General features: G+C 73.2%; 16 protein-coding genes. 9 read left to right on the top strand and 7 right to left on the bottom strand.

The window, feature by feature from the left end:
* Position 1 precedes the first annotated feature (1 nt).
* Positions 2-526 (top strand): adenine phosphoribosyltransferase, encoded by a 525-nt coding sequence (locus KLI87_RS38570; RefSeq protein ID WP_214621002.1) that lies wholly within the window; start codon positions 2-4, stop codon positions 524-526.
* A gap of 603 nt (positions 527-1,129) precedes the next feature.
* Positions 1,130-3,304, top strand: coding sequence for a bifunctional (p)ppGpp synthetase/guanosine-3',5'-bis(diphosphate) 3'-pyrophosphohydrolase (locus KLI87_RS38565; RefSeq protein WP_173391006.1), 2,175 nt, complete (start codon positions 1,130-1,132; stop codon positions 3,302-3,304).
* 78 nt (positions 3,305-3,382) lie between these two features.
* Here KLI87_RS38565 and aspS read toward each other — a convergent pair whose 3' ends face one another.
* The 3 genes from aspS to KLI87_RS38550 are packed head-to-tail and all read right to left on the bottom strand — an operon-like array spanning position 3,383 to position 7,212.
* Entirely contained in the window at positions 3,383-5,206 is a 1,824-nt protein-coding gene (gene aspS, locus KLI87_RS38560) for an aspartate--tRNA ligase (protein ID WP_214620949.1), read from the bottom strand.
* A complete protein-coding gene (hisS, locus tag KLI87_RS38555; RefSeq protein WP_214620948.1) occupies positions 5,203-6,471 on the bottom strand; it encodes a histidine--tRNA ligase in 1,269 nt (422 codons plus the stop codon). Before hisS ends, aspS begins: the two co-directional genes overlap by 4 nt.
* 12 nt (positions 6,472-6,483) lie before the next feature.
* Positions 6,484-7,212 (bottom strand): MBL fold metallo-hydrolase, encoded by a 729-nt coding sequence (locus tag KLI87_RS38550; RefSeq protein ID WP_214620947.1) that lies wholly within the window; start codon positions 7,210-7,212, stop codon positions 6,484-6,486.
* 230 nt (positions 7,213-7,442) lie between these two features.
* On the opposite strand from KLI87_RS38550, the gene KLI87_RS41790 reads away from it, so the two are divergent.
* Entirely contained in the window at positions 7,443-8,237 is a 795-nt protein-coding gene (locus KLI87_RS41790; RefSeq protein WP_214620946.1) for a peptidylprolyl isomerase, read from the top strand.
* A gap of 73 nt (positions 8,238-8,310) precedes the next feature.
* Positions 8,311-9,546, top strand: coding sequence for a DUF349 domain-containing protein (locus tag KLI87_RS38540; RefSeq protein ID WP_214620945.1), 1,236 nt, complete (start codon positions 8,311-8,313; stop codon positions 9,544-9,546).
* A gap of 28 nt (positions 9,547-9,574) precedes the next feature.
* Here KLI87_RS38540 and KLI87_RS38535 read toward each other — a convergent pair whose 3' ends face one another.
* The 4 genes from KLI87_RS38535 to KLI87_RS38520 form a co-directional block, all read right to left on the bottom strand.
* Positions 9,575-10,225, bottom strand: coding sequence for a TIGR03086 family metal-binding protein (locus KLI87_RS38535; protein ID WP_214620944.1), 651 nt, complete (start codon positions 10,223-10,225; stop codon positions 9,575-9,577).
* A 107-nt stretch (positions 10,226-10,332) separates the two neighbouring features.
* Entirely contained in the window at positions 10,333-10,968 is a 636-nt protein-coding gene (locus tag KLI87_RS38530; protein ID WP_308166549.1) for a DUF305 domain-containing protein, read from the bottom strand.
* On the bottom strand, positions 10,965-11,609 hold the full coding sequence (locus KLI87_RS38525; protein WP_214620943.1) for a DUF3105 domain-containing protein: 645 nt from the start codon (positions 11,607-11,609) through the stop codon (positions 10,965-10,967). The genes KLI87_RS38530 and KLI87_RS38525 overlap by 4 nt, the downstream gene beginning before the upstream one ends.
* Positions 11,610-11,708: 99 nt before the next feature.
* Complete coding sequence (locus KLI87_RS38520; RefSeq protein WP_214620942.1) at positions 11,709-12,167, bottom strand: hypothetical protein; 459 nt, start codon at positions 12,165-12,167, stop codon at positions 11,709-11,711.
* 163 nt (positions 12,168-12,330) lie between these two features.
* Between KLI87_RS38520 and KLI87_RS38515 the strand changes: the two genes are divergently transcribed.
* From KLI87_RS38515 to alaS, 5 genes are all read left to right on the top strand, one after another.
* The gene (locus tag KLI87_RS38515; RefSeq protein WP_156221759.1) at positions 12,331-13,125 is read left to right on the top strand and encodes a phosphatase PAP2 family protein; all 795 of its coding nucleotides are present in this window, start codon (positions 12,331-12,333) and stop codon (positions 13,123-13,125) included.
* 137 nt (positions 13,126-13,262) lie between these two features.
* Positions 13,263-14,531: a replication-associated recombination protein A gene (locus tag KLI87_RS38510; protein WP_156221849.1), complete on the top strand. Its 1,269-nt coding sequence runs from the start codon at positions 13,263-13,265 to the stop codon at positions 14,529-14,531.
* A 191-nt stretch (positions 14,532-14,722) separates the two neighbouring features.
* Positions 14,723-15,211, top strand: a complete 489-nt coding sequence (locus KLI87_RS38505) for a DUF948 domain-containing protein (RefSeq protein ID WP_214620940.1) — start codon at positions 14,723-14,725, stop codon at positions 15,209-15,211.
* Complete coding sequence (locus KLI87_RS38500) at positions 15,208-15,528, top strand: hypothetical protein (RefSeq protein ID WP_156221763.1); 321 nt, start codon at positions 15,208-15,210, stop codon at positions 15,526-15,528. Before KLI87_RS38505 ends, KLI87_RS38500 begins: the two co-directional genes overlap by 4 nt.
* A gap of 2 nt (positions 15,529-15,530) precedes the next feature.
* Entirely contained in the window at positions 15,531-18,200 is a 2,670-nt protein-coding gene (alaS, locus tag KLI87_RS38495; protein ID WP_156221765.1) for an alanine--tRNA ligase, read from the top strand.
* Positions 18,201-18,219 lie beyond the last annotated feature (19 nt).

Below are 18,219 nucleotides of genomic sequence, written 5' to 3'. Positions count from 1 at the left end.
CGTGGACCTCGACAAGCTGATCCAGGAGCGGATCCGCGACGTGGACGACTATCCGAAGCCGGGTGTGCTCTTCAAGGACATCACCCCGCTGCTGGCCGACCATGTCGCGTTCGCGGGCGTGGTCGACGCGATCGTCAACCACCACGGCCGCGGCACCATCGACAAGATCGTCGGGATCGAGGCGCGCGGCTTCATCATCGCCGCGCCCGTCGCCTACCACTTCGGCGCGGGCTTCGTTCCGGTGCGCAAAAAGGGAAAGCTGCCCTCGCGGACCCACGAGGAGACCTATGATCTCGAATACGGGACCGAGACGATCGAGATGCACGTCGACGCCTTCGGCCCCGGCGACCGGGTGCTGATCGTCGACGACGTGCTGGCCACCGGTGGGACGGCCAGGGCGGCCGTCGATCTCGTCCGCCGAGGCGGCGGGGAGGTCGCCGGGATCAGCGTCCTGATCGAGCTTTCGTTCCTCCAGGGACGCCAGAGGCTCGGGAATGTGGACGTCCATTCGCTGGTTACGGTCTAGCACCAAAAAGGGGCCGGATACACTGGCGAGATCCGGGCCGGTCGCGGCCCGCGGGACCGGTCGGTGCACCGGGCCCGCTCTGACCAGGGAGGCTGAGTGCCAGGTGAGGTGGTATCGACCGACGCGGTGACCGACGCCGCGGTGGATCTCGCGGCCGAGTCCCGCCCGGACCGGGGCGGCGCCGTGGACGAGACCGCCGAGGCGGCGGGAACGCCGCCCTCCGCCATGCCGCCGGCCAGACCGCCCGCCAGGCCATCCGCCCAGTCGCCGCCCGCCCGGTCGCCATCCGCGGGCTCCCCGCCCGCGGGGGCGTCGCCCCCGGGCCCGCCCGCCCTGCCGACCGCCGCGACATCGTCCGACCGGTCCTCCGCCGGCAGGGCGGCGTCCGACAGCACGCCGCCGCCGGGCACGGCGGCCTCCGAGAGGGCTCCCGAGAGAGCACCGTCCGACCGGCCCGCAGGGCCCGCCGCGACGCCCGGGAGCGCCGCCACCGCCGACGGCCCCGCCGGCGGGGGCCCGTCCGCCACGTCCACCACCATCCCGCCGTCCGCCGCCCGGGTGCGCCGCAGGCTCGCCAGGCTGGGCGCCCAGCGCGGTCCCACTATGAACCCGGTACTCGAACCACTCATCAAGACGGTCCGCAACACCCATCCGAAGGCGGACCTCCGGCTGATCGAGCGCGCCTACGACGTCGCCGCGCACTACCACCGGCACCAGAAGCGCAAGAGCGGCGACCCCTACATCACCCACCCGCTCGCGGTCGCGACGATCCTCGCCGAGCTCGGCATGAACACCGAGACCCTGTGCGCGGCGCTGCTGCACGACACCGTCGAGGACACCCCCTACACGCTGGAGGAGCTCGCCACCGACTTCGGCGACGAGATCGCCGCGCTGGTCGACGGCGTCACCAAGCTCGACAAGGTCAAGTACGGCGAGGCGGCGGAGGCCGAGACCGTCCGCAAGATGGTCGTGGCGATGTCGCGCGACATCCGCGTCCTGGTGATCAAGCTCGGTGACCGGCTGCACAACATGCGCACGCTGCGCTACATGCCCCGGCACAAGCAGGAGAAGAAGGCCCGCGAGACGCTGGAGGTGTTCGCGCCGCTCGCGCACCGCCTCGGCATGAACACCCTCAAGTGGGAGCTGGAGGACCTCGCGTTCGCGACGATGTACCCCAAGCGGTTCGACGAGATCGCCCGCCTGGTGTCCGAGCGCGCCCCCCGCCGCGACGTCTACCTCCAGGAAGTGATCGAGAACGTCTCGACCGACCTGCGCGAGGCGCGGATCAAGGCGACCGTCACCGGGCGCCCCAAGCACTACTACTCGATCTACCAGAAGATGATCGCGCGGGACGTCAGCTTCGACGACATCTACGACCTGGTCGGCATCCGGGTCCTGGTGGACAGCGTCCGCGACTGCTACGCCGCCCTCGGCTCGATCCACGCGCGGTGGAACCCGGTCCCCGGCCGGTTCAAGGACTACATCGCGATGCCGAAGTTCAACATGTACCAGTCGCTGCACACGACGGTCATCGGCCCCGAGGGCAAGCCCGTCGAGCTCCAGATCCGCACCTGGGGCATGCACCGCCGCGCCGAGTACGGCGTCGCCGCGCACTGGAAGTACAAGGAGGAGACGGTCGGCGGCCGCAAGGCCGGCGACATGCAGTGGCTCCGCCAGCTCCTGGACTGGCAGAAGGAGACCGCCGACCCCGCCGAGTTCCTGGAGTCGCTGCGGTTCGACCTGTCGGTGTCGGAGGTATTCGTCTTCACCCCGAAGGGCGACGTGATCGCGCTCCCGCAGGGCGCGACCCCGGTCGACTTCGCGTACGCGATCCACACCGAGGTCGGGCACCGATGTATCGGCGCCCGCGTCAACGGCCGCCTCGTCCCCCTCGAATCGACCCTCGACAACGGCGACACCGTCGAGGTGTTCACCTCCAAGTCGCAGGACGCGGGCCCGAGCCGCGACTGGCTGGGCTTCATCAAGAGCGCCCGCGCCCGCAACAAGATCAAGCACTGGTTCTCCAAGGAGCGCCGCGACACCGCGATCGAGTCCGGCAAGGACTCCATCGCCCGCGCGATGCGCAAGCAGAACATGCCGCTCCAGCGCATGATGTCCGGTGAGGCGCTGCTCGCCCTCGCCCGCGACATGCGCTACACCGACGTCTCGTCGCTGTACGCGGCGGTCGGCGAGGGGCACGTGTCCGCGCAGACCGTCGTCCAGCGGCTCGTGGAGGCCCTCGGCGGTGTGGAGAGCGCCGAGGAGGACCTCGCCGAGATCGCCTTCCCGACGCGGCGCAAGCGGAACCGTCCCGCCGGCGACCCGGGTGTCGTCGTCGCCGACGACCCCGACGTGTGGGTGCGGCTGTCGCGCTGCTGCACGCCCGTCCCCGGCGACGACATCGTCGGGTTCGTCACGCGCGGGCACGGCGTGTCGGTGCACCGCGCCGACTGCTCGAACATCGCGAGCCTGAAGTCCCAGCCCGACCGGCTGATCGACGTGAAGTGGTCCCCGGGCGAGGACTCGGTCTTCCTCGTGGCGATCCAGGTCGAGGCCCTCGACCGCCCCCGGCTGCTGTCGGACGTGACGCGCGTTCTGTCCGACCAGCACGTCAACATCCTGTCGGCGTCGGTCACCACCACCCGCGACCGGGTCGCGGTGTCGCGCTTCACCTTCGAGATGGGCGATCCGAAGCACCTCGGCCATGTCCTGAAGGCCGTCCGGTCGATAGACGGCGTCTACGACGTCTACCGGGTGACCAGCGGCGCCACCCGGTAACGCCGGCGGCGGGCCCCGGGGCGGATCCGGGGCGGGTCCTCCAGGGCGACCGCGCTGAGCGGTCGCCCTGAACCGTCCCTAGCCCTCGGCCTGGGCCTCGTCCTCGTCGGGGACCACGTCCACGCCCGCCTCCTCGCGCTGCCGCGCGGTGATCGTGGTGGGCGCGTCGGTCAGCGGGTCGGTGCCGGACGCCGCCTTGGGGAAGGCGATCACGTCGCGGATCGTGTCCTGGCGGGAGAGGAGCATGACGGTCCGGTCCCAGCCGAAGGCGATGCCGCCGTGCGGCGGCGGGCCGAACTTGAACGCCTCCAGCAGGTGCCCGAACTGCGACTCGGCCTCCTGCTTGGACAGCCCGAGCACGTCGAACACCTGCTGCTGCGTCTCGGCGCGGTGGATACGCAGCGACCCGCCGCCGATCTCCGTGCCGTTCAGGACGAGGTCGTAGGCGTCGGCGAGCGCGGTGCCCGGGTCGTCCGCGAAGGAGTCGGCGAACTCCGGCTTGGGCGCGGTGAAGGGGTGGTGGACCGACGTCCAGCCGATCTGCTCGCCCTTCTCGTCCTCGACGGGCTCGAAGATCGGCGCGTCCACGACCCAGACGAACTCCCAGGCCGACTCGTCGATCAGGTTCCCGCGCCGGCCGATCTCCAGGCGGGCCGCGCCGAGCAGCTCCTGCGTGGCGTGCCGCTTGCCGGCGCCGAAGAAGATCGCGTCACCGGCGGCCGCGCCGGTCGCGGCGGCGAGCCCTGACTTCTCGGAGTCGGAGAGGTTCTTGGCGACCGGGCCGCCGAGCGTGCCGTCCTCGCCGACGAGCACGTAGGCGAGGCCGCGGGCGCCGCGCGCCTTCGCCCAGTCCTGCCAACCGTCCAGCTCCTTGCGGGTCTGGGACGCGCCGCCCGGCATGACCACCGCGCCGACGTAGGGCGCCTGGAACACCCGGAACGAGGTGCCGGCGAAGTACTCGGTCAGGTCGGTCAGCTCGTTGCCGAACCGCAGGTCGGGCTTGTCGGAGCCGTAGCGGGCCATGGCGTCGGCGTAGGTGATGTGGGGGATCGGGCGGGGGATCTCGTATCCCGCGACGTCCTTCCAGAGCCGGGCGACGAGGTCCTCGCCGACCCGCAGGACGTCGTCCTGCTCGGCGAAGGACATCTCGATGTCGATCTGGGTGAACTCGGGCTGCCGGTCGGCGCGGAAGTCCTCGTCGCGGTAGCAGCGCGCGATCTGGTAGTAGCGCTCCATCCCGGCGACCATGAGGAGCTGCTTGAACAGCTGCGGCGACTGCGGCAGCGCGTACCAGTGGCCCGGGCGGAGCCGGACGGGCACGAGGAAGTCGCGGGCGCCCTCGGGCGTGGACCGGGTGAGGGTGGGGGTCTCGACGTTGACGAAGCCGTGCTCGCGCATCACCTCATGGGTGATGAAGGTCGCCTCCGAGCGGATCCGCATCGTCCGTGCGACCGCGTCGCGGCGCAGGTCCAGGTAGCGGTACCGGAGCCGGATCTCCTCGTTGACGTTGACGTCGCCCTCGATGGGGAACGGCAGCGGCGCCGAGTCCGACAGGACCTCGATCTCGGTGGCGGCGACCTCGATGCCGCCGGTGGGCAGCTCCGGGTTCTCGTTGCCGGCGGGCCGCACCCGGACCTCGCCGGTGACCCGGACGCAGAACTCGGCGCGCAGGTCGTGCGCGACGCCGCTCACCACGGCGCCCGCGCCGCCCTCGGGGGCGGCCCCCGCGGCGTCCGGGCCGCCCTCCTCGCGGAACACCACCTGCGCGGTGCCGGACGCGTCGCGCAGGTCGATGAACGTGACGCCGCCGTGGTCGCGGCGGCGGCCCACCCAGCCGGCCAGCGTGACCTGCTGCCCGGCGTGCTCCTTGCGGAGCGTCCCCGCCTCGTGCGTGCGGATCATCTCGAAAGCCTTTCCTTCAACGTCGGGGTGATGTCGGCGAGGGGGACGGCGGTCTGCTCGCCCTCGGTCAGATCCTTGACCTGGGCGACGCCGTCCGAGATATCTCGCTCGCCGAGGATCACGGCGTACCGGGCGCCCGACCGGTCCGCGTCCTTCATCGCGCCCTTGAGCCGCTTGCCCCCGAACGCCATGTCGGCGGCGACGCCCGCGCCGCGCAGTTCCGCCACGAGCGCGAACATCGCGCGCTCGGCCGCGTCGCCGAGCGGCACCCCGAACACCTCGCAGCGCGGCTTGGCGGCGAACGCGGCGCCCTCGGCCTCCAGCGCGAGCACGGTCCGGTCGAGGCCGAGGCCGAACCCGATGCCGGGCAGCGGCGGGCCGCCGATGTCCTCCGACAGGCCGTCGTAGCGCCCGCCGCCGCCGATGCCCGACTGCGCGCCGAGCATCGGGTGGTCGAACTCGTAGGTGGTGCGGGTGTAGTAGTCCAGGCCGCGGACGAGGGTGGGGGTGTCCTCCCAGCCGATGCCGAGGTCGGCCAGCAGGCCGCGGACGCGGTCGTGGTGGTCCTTGCAGGCCGCGCACAGGTGGTCGGCCATCAGCGGCGCGCCCGCGAGCTGCTCGCGCACCCGGGGGCGCTTGTCGTCCAGGACGCGCAGCGGGTTGATCTCGATGCGGGCGCGGGTCGCCTCGTCCAGGTCGAGGCGGCGCAGGAAGTCCTGGAGCAGGGCCCGGTAGGCCGGGCGGCACTCCCGGCAGCCGAGCGAGTTCAGCAGCAGCCGCACCCGCGTCAGGCCGAGCGAGCGGTACCAGTTCGCGGCGATCGCGATCGTCTCGGCGTCGACCTGCGGGTCCTCGCTGCCGATCGCCTCCAGGTCGAGCTGGTAGAACTGCCGGTAGCGGCCCTGCTGCGGGCGCTCGGCGCGGAACGCGGGCCCACTCGTCCACACCTTGACCGGCAGCGCGCCCTGCTTGTGCAGGTTGTTCTCCAGGACCGAGCGCAGCACGGTCGCGGTGAACTCCGGGCGCAGCGTCAGCGACCTGCCGCCGCGGTCCTCGAAGGTGTACATCTCCTTGGACACCACGTCGGTCGACTCGCCGACGCCCCGCCGGAACAGGTTGGTGTCCTCGAAGACGGCCAGCTCCAGGTAGCCGTAGCCGGCGAGGCGGGCCTGCTCGGCGAACGCCTCCCGGATGGCGTAGAAGAGGTCCGCGCGCGGCGGGACGTATTCACTGACCCCCTTGGGGGCCTGAAAGCTCGAACTCATGATCTTCTTGGCTCAGATTCCCTTGGTGGGCGCGTTCAGCGGTGCCTCGCCCGGCGAACCCGGAGCGCCGCCCGGCGCGAGCCGCGTGAGGTAGGGGTTGGTCGCCCGCTCGCGGCCGATTGTGGTCTGCACGCCGTGGCCGGGCAGGACGGCGGTGTCGTCGGGACGCGCCAGGCACACACGCCGCAGGCTCTCGGTCATCTCCTCGTCCGACCCGCCGGGCAGGTCGGTGCGGCCGATCGACCCGGCGAACAGCAGGTCGCCCGAGAACATCACCTCGGGGATCTCGGCGGTCGCGGGCGTCCGGAACGTCACCGAGCCCGGGGAGTGGCCGGGGGCGTGGTCGACGGTGAGGGTCAGCCCCGCCAGCTCCAGCGTCGTCCCGTCGGTGAGCTCGCGCACGTCGTCGGGCTCGCTCATCTCCAGGCCGCCGAGCAGCTGCTGGGCGGCGGCGAGGCTCAGCCCGCGGCCGGGGTCGCTGAGCAGGGCCCGGTCGTCCGGATGGATGTAGGCGGGGACGTCCCGGGCGCCGCAGACGGGGGCGACCGACATGACGTGGTCGAAATGGCCGTGCGTGATCAGCACCGCGACCGGCTTCAGCCGGTGCTCGCGGAGGATCTCCTCGATCCCGCCCCCGGCGTCCTGGCCCGGGTCGACGATGACGCATTCCTCGCCCGCGGCGGGCGCCACGACGTAGCAGTTCGCGGCGAGCGATCCAGCGGGGAACCCGGCGACGAGCACGGCCGTCCTTCCTTCGAACCATCTCGGATGGGCGTGTCCGAGGGTACCGGCGCGGCCGAGGCCACCGCGAACGAGATGCCCCGGCCGCCGTGTCGCGCGGCCTGCCGCGCGGGCTCGCGGCGGGGGAGCAGGAGGGTTCCTCCATGTTCGTTCAGGGGGAGGGGCGCCCCGCGCGCGGTACCGCTACTATGCGCTGCACGTTCACCTGATCACCGTGGAGAGGCAGGCCCGTGGCGGGGAAGGATCGCAAGAAGCAGCTCGCTCGGCAGCGCTACGAGCGCCAGGAGCAGCGCCGGCAGGCCGAGGCCGCCAGGGCCCGCCGGGTCAAGATCATAGGGTCCGTCGCGGGGGTGGTCGTCCTCGCGGGCGGCGGCACCGCGACCGCCGTGGTCATGAAGGACGACGACAAGCCCAAGGCCAAGCCCGCGCCCGTGGCCTCGGGCTGCGCCTACAAGGCGGTCGACGCCGCGCAGGCCGCCGACTCCAAGAAGGTCGGCACGCCGCCCGGGAACCCCGCCTACACGGGGATGGTCCAGGCGACCGTCAAGACCGGCCAGGGCGACATCGTCATGTCGCTGGACGCGTCCAAGGCGCCCTGCACGGTGAACTCCTTCGGGTTCCTGGCGCAGAAGAACTACTTCGACAACACCCCGTGCCACCGGATCACCGGCGGGGGCTCCCTCAACGTGCTCCAGTGCGGCGACCCCAAGGGGACCGGACGCGGCGGGCCCGGCTACCAGTACGCCAACGAGAACACCACCGGCGCGAAGTACCCCAAGGGGACGCTCGCGATGGCGAACTCCGGCCCCGACACCAACGGCAGCCAGTTCTTCATGGTGTACGCCGATTCGCAGCTCCCGCCCGACTACACCGTGTTCGGGAAGATCACCAAGGGTGTCGAGGTGCTGGAGAAGGCGGCGAAGGCGGGCGTGGCGGACAACAAGCAGGAGAAGGGGCAGCCCGGCTTCGACGGCGCGCCCAAGGAGAAGGTCACGATCCAGGACGTAACGATCGTCGGGAAATAGCCGAACGGGATACTAAGGTGTGGAGGGTCCGGTGGCCGAGAGCTCGATCGGACCTGCGATTCAGGAGGCAAGGGTGTCCAGCGCTACCGATCCCTGGGGCCGGGTGGACGAGGACGGCACCGTCTACGTGAGAACGTCGGACGGTGAGCGGGTCGTGGGGTCCTGGCAGGCGGGCGCGCCGGAGGAGGCGCTCGCCTACTTCAAGCGCAAGTACGATGCGCTCGCCACCGAGATCGGGCTGCTGGAGCAGCGCGTCCGCACCACCGACCTGCAGCCCGCGCAGGCGCAGCAGAGCATCGAGCGGCTGCGCGAGGCGGTCGTCGACGCGCACGCGGTCGGCGACCTCGACGCCCTCGCGCGCCGGCTGGACGGGCTGACCGAGCAGGTCGGGCGCCGCCGCGAGGAGGTCAAGGCCCAGCGCGAGCAGCACCGGCACGAGGCCCGCGAGGTCAAGGAGCGCATCGTCGCCGAGGCCGAGCGGATCGCCGCCGAGGAGACCCACTGGAAGAACGGCGGGGAGCGGCTGCGCAAGCTGGTCGAGGAGTGGAAGGCCGCCGACCGCATCGACCGGCCGACCGAGACCGCGCTGTGGAAGCGGCTGTCGGCCGCCCGCAACGCCTTCACCAAGCGCCGCAAGGTCTACTTCGCGACGCTGGACGACCAGCGCGAGGAGGCCCGCCGCGAGAAGGAGCGGCTGGTCGCCGAGGCCGAGGCGATGGCCGGGTCCACCGACTGGGGCGACACCGCCGCCGCCTACCGCGACCTGATGCGCCGCTGGAAGATGGCGGGCCGCGCGTCCCGCGAGGCCGAGGAGGACCTGTGGGCCCGCTTCAAGGGCGCCCAGGACACCTTCTTCCAGGCGCGCGGATCGGCGTTCGCCGAGCGGGACGCCGAGTTCCGCGGCAACGCCGAGGAGAAGGAGAAGATCCTCGCCGAGGCCGAGCGGCTGCTGCCCGTCCGGGACGTTCGTGCCGCCAGGCAGGCGCTGCGGACCGTCCAGGAGCGCTGGGAGGCCGCCGGGATGGTGCCGCGCGAGCAGCGCGACCGGCTGGAGGGGCGGCTCCGCAAGATCGAGGAGGCCGTGCGCTCCGCCGAGGAGAACGAGTGGCGGCGCACCAACCCCGAGGCCCGCGCCCGCGCCGAGGCGACCGTCAACCAGCTGCGCAGCTCCATCGAGCAACTGGAGAAGCGCCTCGACAAGGCCCGCGGCGCGGGGCGCGACAAGGACATCAAGGACGCCGAGGAGGCGCTGTCGGCCCGCCGCGCGTGGCTGGAGGAGGCCGAGCGCACGCTCGCCGAGTTCTCCTGACCCGCGCCGTTCCCCTGACCCGCGCCGGTCACGCCCGGTAGGTCCGCGCGTCGGCGTGTCCGTCGGTGGCCCGTCCGGTGGCATGTCCGTCGGAGCCGCGGCCGTCGGCGGGTCCGTCGGAGGCGCGGCCGAGGAAGGCCAGCAGGCGTGTCTGCTCGTCCGCGCCGCGCGGGACCGGCAGCGCCGGGGCCAGGTGCCCGGCCGCCCGCAGCGGCGCCGCGATCAGGTGGGCGGTCGCGAAGGCGTGGTGGACGAGGCCCGGGTCCAGCCGGGACGGCTGGCCGGTGGCCACGGCCAGGTCCCACGCGTGCGCCAGCGGCTCCAGGACGTAGCCGCCGAGGTAGTCGCCCAGCGGCAGCTCGCCCAGCGCCCCCACCGGGACGGGGCGTCTCAGCGCCTCCGGGGTGAGGGCCGCCGCGCACTCCTCGCGCGCCGCGTCCCACGCCGCCCGCACATCGCCGGGGACGAACCGCGCCGGGTCGGCGGTGACGTCCGGGACGGGCCCGCCGCACGCCAGCGCGCGGACCAGGTGCTGGCCGCCGGTGACATGGCCCGCGACGTCCCGCGCCGTCCAGCGGGCGCAGGGTGAGGGGGCGTCCCAGCCGTCCCGGGGGACGCCGGCCACCAGGCCCTCGAACAGGTCGAGGGCCCGGTGGTAGCCGCTGAGGTTCTGAGCCATGGTCGTCAGTGACCCGCGATCGGGGGACGCTGTCAAGCGATATCACGAAGGTGGCCGGGGTCACCTCCGGACCGGTCCGCCGCGTGAGCGCCCCCGCTCGGCGGCCCTCACGCGGCGCCGCCGCCGCGCTCGGCGAGCATCCGGTTCATCAGCGTGATCTCCGCGTTCTGGCCGTCCACCATCGTGCGGGCCAGCCGCCGCACGCGGTCCCGGCCGGTGCGGGCGAGGACCGCCTCCGCCATGCCGACGCCGCCGCGGTGGTGGGCGATCATCAGGCGCAGGAAGCGCAGCTCGGCGTCCCGGCCCTCGGCCTTCTCCAGCTCCGCGAGCTGCTCGCGGGACGCCATCCCCGGCATCCGCGCCGGAGCCGTCCCGCCCGGGGAGGCCGCGCCGTGGCCGGGATGGCCGGACATCCAGCGCATCGGGCCCGCCGGGTCGGTCTTGGGCGCCCCCCACTCGTCCAGCCAGGCGGTCATCATGCCGATCTGCGCCGACTGGGTGTTGATGATGTCGTAGGCCAGCAGGCGGACGGCGGGGTCGCGCGTGCGGTCCCGGACGAGGAAGGACATCCGGACCGCCTGCGCGTGGTGGGTGCTCATGTCCCGGGCGAACCCCGCCTCGGGGCCGTCCGCGCCCGGGCCGCCCGAGCGCGTCATCGCCAGCGTGGCGAGCGCGGCGGCCGCGAGGAGGGCCGCGAGGACGACGGTGACCCGCCGTCCTCGCGCGGGGGCGGGCGTGCTCACGGGGCGTCCTTGGCGCCGTTGCAGGCGGCGCCGGGCTCAGGGGTCTGCGGGCCCTTCACGAACGCGCGCAGGAACGCGTTTACGCGCCCGTCGCCCGCGTCCTGGAGCTTGACCTGGCGGCCCCACGCGGTGAGCGCGAGCGGGGCGTCCAGGGACGGGTAGGGGCTCAGGAACGTGTAGTCGGTGGAGGCGACCCGGGCCTTGAGCCGGTCGAGCTGCTCGGCGGGCAGGCCGGGGCGGTAGGTGATCCACACGGCGCCGTGCTCCAGGGAGTGGACGGCGTTCTCGTTGCGCAGCGGCCGGTCGTACACGTGCGCGTCGCAGTTCTGCCACGTGGGGTCGTGGTCGCCGCCCATCGGCGGCTCGGCGTCGTACTTGACGGCGCCGGTGGTGTGGTCGCGGCCGAGGCCGTCCTTCTGGACGAGCCCGGAGATCGACGCCGACCCCGCCGAGGCCGACCTGGTCTGCATGAACGCGTAGGTGATCGCGACGACCGCGACCAGGCCGATCACGGTGAAGAAGGCGATGCCGCCCCACGGCACCTGCCGCTGGGTCAGCACGTTCTTGTTCCTGGCGCCGGAGCCTCTCGCGCTGGTGTTCCTGGTGTTCCTGGCGTTCCTGTTGCGACTGCTCTTGGACATGGCTGTCCCCTCCGCTCTGGCTGGATGTTCGGAAACGGCGGCAGCGCCGCACCGCGGCGGGCGCGGGCGACGGGTGCCGGTGGCCTTACGGCCGGTCCGTCACAGCCGGAGCACCTGGAGAGAGGACACGGGGGAGAGCGGCGGGACGCCGCCCCGGGGCAGCGCCGGCGACCAGCCGGAGCGGGCGGGCAGGCGCAGGAGGGGGCGCCGCAGGCCCGCCGCCAGCAGGCCGAGGGCCAGGAGGGTGAACAGCACGGCCAGGCACAGGCAGACCTCGGCCGGGCCGTGCGCCGGGGGCTTCGGGACGCTCATCGCCGCGTCGGCGACGGCCCCCTGCAAGGCATGCCGGGCGGTGGCGTGCCCTGTGGTCTGCCCTGTGGTCTGCCCTGTGGCGTGCCCGGTCGGGGCGCCCACGGGGGCGGTCACCGCATGCTCGGTGCAGGCGCGCGCGGGCGGGGCGTGGCCCAGCCCGTAGCTGAAGACGAGCCCGCCCACGACGAAGAGCGCCACGAGCAGCCCTGCCAGCCCGTGCCGCCGACGCTGGGTCGTCCCTGGCACCTTCACGCTCCTGATTCAACCCTCCGGCCGGTTCCAACGCCAAAACCCGCCCTGGGGTTCCCCGTGCCTGGGACCTCGGATGGAGCGCGGCCCCTCCTGACGTACCAGGCGAACCCTCCTGACGTATCACGCGCGGAAGCGCGGGTAGTTGGATGATGAACGGATGCGGCGATGGGCGGGCGAGGGAGCGACACTGCGCGGCGACAGGCGCGTCACGGGCCTGGCGTTCGCCGCCGTCCTGCAGTTCCTGCTGATGGCGGCGGCGCTCGGCGCCTACGCCTACGGCCGCCACCTCGCCGACGGGCGCCCCGAGCGGGCCTACGAGCACGCGCGGGCCGTCTGGGGGCTGGAGCGCTCCCTGTTCCTGCCGGACGAGTCGTCCCTGCAGAAGGGCGCGCTGCGCTGGGACGGCTGGGTCCGGGCCGCCAACGAGTACTACGTCCGCGTGCACTTCCCCGCGATCACCGCGTTCATGGTCTGGGTGTACTTCTGGCGGCGCCGCGCCTGGCCGCGGGTCCGCGCGGTGATCCTCGGGTCGGCGGCGGCGGCGCTGCTCGTCCACTTCGCCTACCCGCTGGCGCCGCCCAGGATGCTGCCCGGCCACGGGTTCGTGGACCTGATGACCGCCTACGGGCCGAGCGCCTACGCGACCGAGCCGGGGCAGGGGATCACCAACCAGTTCGCCGCGATGCCCTCGCTGCACGTCGGCTGGGCGCTGCTGATCGCCTGGGGCGTGATCCGCTACGCCCGCGGCCGGTGGCGCTGGCTGGCCGCGGCCCATCCCGTGGTCACGCTGCTGGTCGTGGTGCTCACGGCCAACCACTACTGGCTGGACGGCGTCGCCGGATCGGCCATCGTCGTCGCCGCGCTGTGGGCCACGTCCCGGATCCCGGCGCTGGACGACCGGGACCGCGGCCGGGCCGGGGCGTCGGCGCGGCGAGATAGTGTCGGAGCGTGACCAGTAGGGCGGAATCGGGCCAACCAGAGGGCCTTTTCGACGATCCGGCCGGCGGCCCGGCGCAGTCCCCGGCACCGGAGTCCGCGGCGGCCTCCAGGAGCACCGGCACCGAGGCCGGGCAGCCGCTCGCGGTGCGGATGCGCCCCCGCGGGCTGGACGAGGTCGTCGGCCAGGCGCACCTGCTCGGCCCCGGCACCCCGATCCGCCAGCTCGTCGACCGGGACGCGCCGATGTCGCTGGTCCTGTGGGGGCCGCCGGGCACCGGCAAGACCACCCTCGCCACCGTCGTGAGCCACGTCACCTCCCGCCGGTTCGTGGAGGTCTCGGCGGTCAGCGACGGCGTCAAGCGCGTCCGCGCCGAGATCGACCTGGCCCGCCGCGAGCTCGGCATGACCGGCCGCCAGACGGTGCTGTTCGTCGACGAGGTGCACCGCTTCAACAAGGCCCAGCAGGACGCGCTGCTGCCCGCCGTCGAGAACCGCTGGGTGTCCTTCATCGGCGCCACCACCGAGAACCCCTTCTTCTCGGTGATCAGCCCGCTGCTGTCGCGGTCGCTGCTGCTCACCCTCCAGCCCCTCGGCGAGGACGACCTGCGCGAGGTGATCCGCCGCGCGCTCGCCGACGAGCGCGGCCTGCGCGGCGCCGTCGGCCTCGACCCCGCCGCCGAGGACCACCTGATCAGGCTCGCGGGCGGCGACGCCCGCCGCACCCTCACCTACCTGGAGGCCGGGTCCCTCGTCGTCGAGGAGGGCGGCACCATCGACGTGGACGTGCTGGAGCGGGCCGTCGACCGCGCCGCCGTCCGCTACGACCGCGAGGGCGACCAGCACTACGACGTGATCAGCGCGTTCATCAAGAGCATCCGGGGCAGCGACGTCGACGCCGCGCTGCACTACCTCGCCCGGATGATCGAGGCCGGCGAGGACCCGAGGTTCATCGCGCGGCGGCTGGTCGTGCACGCCAGCGAGGACGTCGGCATGGCCGACCCGACCGCGCTCCAGACCGCGGTCGCGGCGGCGCAGGCCGTGGAGCTGGTGGGTCTGCCGGAGGTCCGCATCAACCTGGCGCAGGCGGTCATCCACCTGGCTCTAGCCCCCAAGTCCAACGCGGTCGTCAAGGCGGTGGACGAGGCGCTCGGCGACGTCCGCAAGGGCCTCGCCGGGGCCGTCCCCACGCACCTGCGCGAGGCGCACTACACGGGCGCGAAGCAGCTCGGGCACGGGAAGGGCTACAAGTACGCCCACGACCACCCGGGCGGCGTCGTCCGGCAGCAGTACGCGCCCGACGCCGTGGACGGCCGCGAGTACTACCGCCCGACCCGGCACGGCGCCGAGTCCCGCTTCACCGAGGTCCTCGCCCGGATCCGGTCGGTGCTGCGCGGCACCCGCGCGAACGGGACGCCCTGACGCGGCGCCGCCCGCCGGCCGGGCCGGCGCCGTCCCAGGCCGTGATCACGCCCACGCCGTGATCACGCGGTGCTCGCGCCATCGGCGGCGTTCGCCCGATAGCCTGGATCGCCCGAGCGGCCGGGGCCGGCGCCCACGGTAGGGTCTGCTGACCCGGCCCGAGCCGCACACACGTCGAACGGAAAGCCCCGATGCTCACTGGTGGACAGCTCGCAGGTCTCATCGTGGCCGTCTTCTGGGCGGTGCTCGTCACGTTCGTCGCGCTGACGTTGCTGCGGCTCGCGCGGCTGCTCGGCGAGGCCGGCGAGGTCGTACGCGAGATCGGCGACCAGGCGGGCCCGCTGATGGACGAGATGGCCCGCACGGTCGGCCGCGCCAACGAGCAGCTCGGCCGCACCGACGTGATCACCAAGCAGGTCGCCGGCGTCACCCAGAACGTCTCGGCCGTCACGACCGTCATGACCTCGGTCGTCGGCGGCCCGGTGGTGAAGGCCGCCGCGTTCTCCTACGGCGTCCGCAAGGCGCTCGGCGGCTCGGCGAAGGGCGCGGAGGAGGACGCCGCCCCGGCCCCCGCCCCGCGCAAGCGCTCCGGCAGGCGCGCGGGGAAGGGCAGGGGCCGGTCCGCCGGGTCCGGCCGGCGCGAGCTTCAGACCCGCTCCGACGGGAAGGGACGCGGATGAGAAGGCTCTTCTGGCTCTCGGTCGGGGCGGGCGCCGGCATCTACGCCACGCACCGCGTCAAGCGGCGGGTGGAGCGCATCGCGCGCACCTGGTCGCCCGAGGGCGTCGCGGCCCGCGCGGTCTCGACCGGGCAGGGCGCGGGCGAGCGGTTGAGGGATTTCGCCGCGGACGTGCGTACCGAGATGCGGGCCCGCGAGGAGGAGCTGCGCGAGGCCGTCCGCATGGACCAGGCTCCTCCCGAGCCCGACGGCTCCCGGCCCCGCCGGGTCCTGCGGGCCAGGTACACGATCATCGACGACGACAAGGATGGCCACTGATCATGGAGTCGGCAGAGGTAGCGCGCCGCTTCCTTCGGTTCTACGAGGAGCGCGGCCACACGGTGGTGCCGTCGGCCAGCCTGATCGCCGAGGACCCCACCCTGCTGCTGGTGAACGCCGGCATGGTCCCCTTCAAGCCGTACTTCCTCGGCCAGCGCACGCCGCCGTCGCAGCGGATGACCAGCGCCCAGAAGTGCGTCCGGACCCCCGACATCGAGGAGGTCGGCCGGACCACCCGGCACGCCACCTTCTTCCAGATGCTGGGCAACTTCTCCATCGGCGACTACTTCAAGGAGCAGGCGATCCCCTTCGCGTGGGACCTGCTGACCCGGCCGCGTGAAGAGGGCGGCTTCGGGTTCCCCGAGGAGAAGCTGTGGGTGACCGTCTTCACCGACGACGACGAGGCCCAGGACATCTGGCACCGCAAGGTCGGGGTGCCGCTGGAGCGCATCCAGCGGCGCGGCATGGAGGACAACTTCTGGTCGATGGGCGTCCCGGGCCCCTGCGGGCCCTGCTCGGAGATCTACTACGACCGCGGCCCCGAGTACGGGCGCGAGGGCGGCCCCGTCGCCGACGAGGACCGCTACCTTGAGGTGTGGAACCTCGTGTTCATGCAGTTCGAGCGGGGTCCCGGCGACAGCAAGACCGACTTCCCGATCCTCGGTGACCTGCCCGCCAAGAACATCGACACCGGCATGGGCCTGGAGCGCATGGCGGCGATCCTGCAGGGCGTCGACAACATCTACGAGACCGACACGCTGTGGCGCGTCCTGGACCGTGCCGCCGAGCTGACCGGCGCGAAGTACGGCCGCGACCAGCGCGCGGACGTGTCGCTGCGCGTCGTCGCCGACCACGTCCGCAGCGGGACGATGATGGTCGCCGACGGCATCCGCCCCGGCAACGAGGGCCGCGGCTACGTGCTGCGCCGCATCCTGCGCCGCTCCATCCGCAACCTGCGGCTGCTCGGCGGGCAGGACGCCGGGCTGATGCACGAGCTGACCGCCGTCGCGGTCGCCGCGATGGGCGAGCAGTACCCCGACCTCGTCCGCACCGCCCCGAACATCCACACGGTCATCGACGCCGAGGAGGACTCCTTCCTCCAGACGCTGCGCACCGGCACCGCGATCTTCGACACGGCGGTGGAGGAGACCCGGAGGTCCGGCGGCCGCGCGCTGGCGGGCGAGCAGGCGTTCAAGCTCCACGACACCTACGGCTTCCCGATCGACCTGACCCTGGAGATGGCCTCCGAGCAGGGCCTCAAGGTCGACGAGGAGGGCTTCCGCAGGCTCATGCGGGAGCAGCGGGAGCGCGCCAAGAAGGACGCCCGCGACAAGAAGACCGGCAACCTCGACGTCTCGGTCCTCGACGAGCTGCTCACCGGCGCGGGCGGGACCGTCGACTTCATCGGCTACAGCAGCCTGCTCGGCGACGCCCGCGTCGTCGGCCTGCTGGTCAACGGCGCCAACGCGGGCGCGGCGGGGGAGGGCACCGAGGTCGAGGTCGTCCTCGACCGCACCCCCTTCTACGCCGAGGGCGGCGGCCAGCTCGCCGACCAGGGGCTGATCAGGCTCGGCAACGGCGCCGTCATCGAGGTGACCGACGTGCAGGCGCCGCTCGCGGGTCTCATCGTGCACCGGGGCCGCGTGCGCAGCGGCGAGGCGCGGGCCGGCGACACCGCGCACGCCGAGGTCGACGTGGAGCGGCGGCGGGCGATCTCCCGCTCGCACACCGCGACCCACATGGTCCACGCCGGGTTCCGCCGCGCGCTCGGCGAGTCCGCCGCGCAGGCCGGCTCGGAGAACTCGCCCGGCCGGTTCCGGTTCGACTTCACCGCCTCCGGCGCCGTCCCGGTCAGCGTGCTGCGCGACGTCGAGGACGAGGTCAACGAGGTCCTGGTCAACGACCTGGACGTGCGGGCCTTCCACACCTCGCTGGACGAGGCGCGCGCGATGGGCGCGCTGGCGCTGTTCGGCGAGAAGTACGGCGACGACGTCCGGGTCGTGGAGGTCGGCGACTACTCCCGCGAGCTGTGCGGCGGCACCCATGTCGCCAGCTCGGGGCAGCTCGGCCTGGTCAAGGTGCTCGGCGAGTCCTCGATCGGGGCCGGGGTGCGCCGCGTCGAGGCGCTCGTCGGCATCGACGCGTTCCGCTTCCTGGCCCGCGAGAGCGTTCTGGTCGCGCAGCTCGCCGAGCAGATGAAGGCGCGCAAGGAGGAGCTCCCCGAGCGGATCTCCGGCGTCGTCTCCCGGCTCCGCGACGCCGAGAAGGAGCTGGAGCGGCTGCGCTCGCAGCAGGTCCTCGCGGTCGCCGGGTCGCTGGCCGAGGGGGCCCGCGACGTGCGCGGCACCGCGTTCGTCGGGCACCGCGCCCCGGACGGCACCGGCGCCGACGACCTGCGCAAGCTCGCCGTCGACGTCCGCGGGCGGCTGACCGGCCGGCCCGCCGTGGTCATGGTCGGCGGCGTCCCGAAGGACCGCCCGGTCGTCGTGGTCGCCGTCACCGAGGGGGCCCGCGAGCGCGGCCTGAAGGCCGGGGCGCTCGTCGGCGTGGCCGCCAGGACCCTCGGGGGCGGGGGCGGCGGGAAGGACGACCTCGCCCAGGGAGGCGGCGCGAACGCGGCCGCCCTCGGTGAGGCGCTCGCCGCCGTCGAGAACGCCGTAGGGGCCGCGTGAGGCCCGCGTTCGGGGGAAC

The sequence above is a fragment of the Actinomadura sp. NEAU-AAG7 genome (assembly GCF_018603865.1).
GTDB classification, from domain to species: Bacteria; Actinomycetota; Actinomycetes; order Streptosporangiales; family Streptosporangiaceae; genus Spirillospora; species Spirillospora litoris.
Note: the sequence above shows the minus strand (reverse complement) of the source record. Positions and strands in the feature narration are given on the sequence as shown.

What these genes read in the sequence shown, in the direction of transcription:
- KLI87_RS38500 (WP_156221763.1), top strand. Translation starts at nt 15,208, where the DNA reads ATGAGAAGGCTCTTCTGGCTCTCGGTCGGGGCGGGCGCCGGCATCTAC.
- aspS (WP_214620949.1), bottom strand. Translation starts at nt 5,206, where the DNA reads ATGATCCGCACGCACGAGGCGGGGACGCTCCGCAAGGAGCACGCCGGG.
- KLI87_RS38505 (WP_214620940.1), top strand. Translation starts at nt 14,723, where the DNA reads ATGCTCACTGGTGGACAGCTCGCAGGTCTCATCGTGGCCGTCTTCTGG.
- KLI87_RS38510 (WP_156221849.1), top strand. Translation starts at nt 13,263, where the DNA reads ATGCGCCCCCGCGGGCTGGACGAGGTCGTCGGCCAGGCGCACCTGCTC.
- alaS (WP_156221765.1), top strand. Translation starts at nt 15,531, where the DNA reads ATGGAGTCGGCAGAGGTAGCGCGCCGCTTCCTTCGGTTCTACGAGGAG.
- KLI87_RS38565 (WP_173391006.1), top strand. Translation starts at nt 1,130, where the DNA reads ATGAACCCGGTACTCGAACCACTCATCAAGACGGTCCGCAACACCCAT.
- KLI87_RS38535 (WP_214620944.1), bottom strand. Translation starts at nt 10,225, where the DNA reads ATGGCTCAGAACCTCAGCGGCTACCACCGGGCCCTCGACCTGTTCGAG.
- hisS (WP_214620948.1), bottom strand. Translation starts at nt 6,471, where the DNA reads ATGAGTTCGAGCTTTCAGGCCCCCAAGGGGGTCAGTGAATACGTCCCG.
- KLI87_RS38515 (WP_156221759.1), top strand. Translation starts at nt 12,331, where the DNA reads ATGCGGCGATGGGCGGGCGAGGGAGCGACACTGCGCGGCGACAGGCGC.
- KLI87_RS38525 (WP_214620943.1), bottom strand. Translation starts at nt 11,609, where the DNA reads ATGTCCAAGAGCAGTCGCAACAGGAACGCCAGGAACACCAGGAACACC.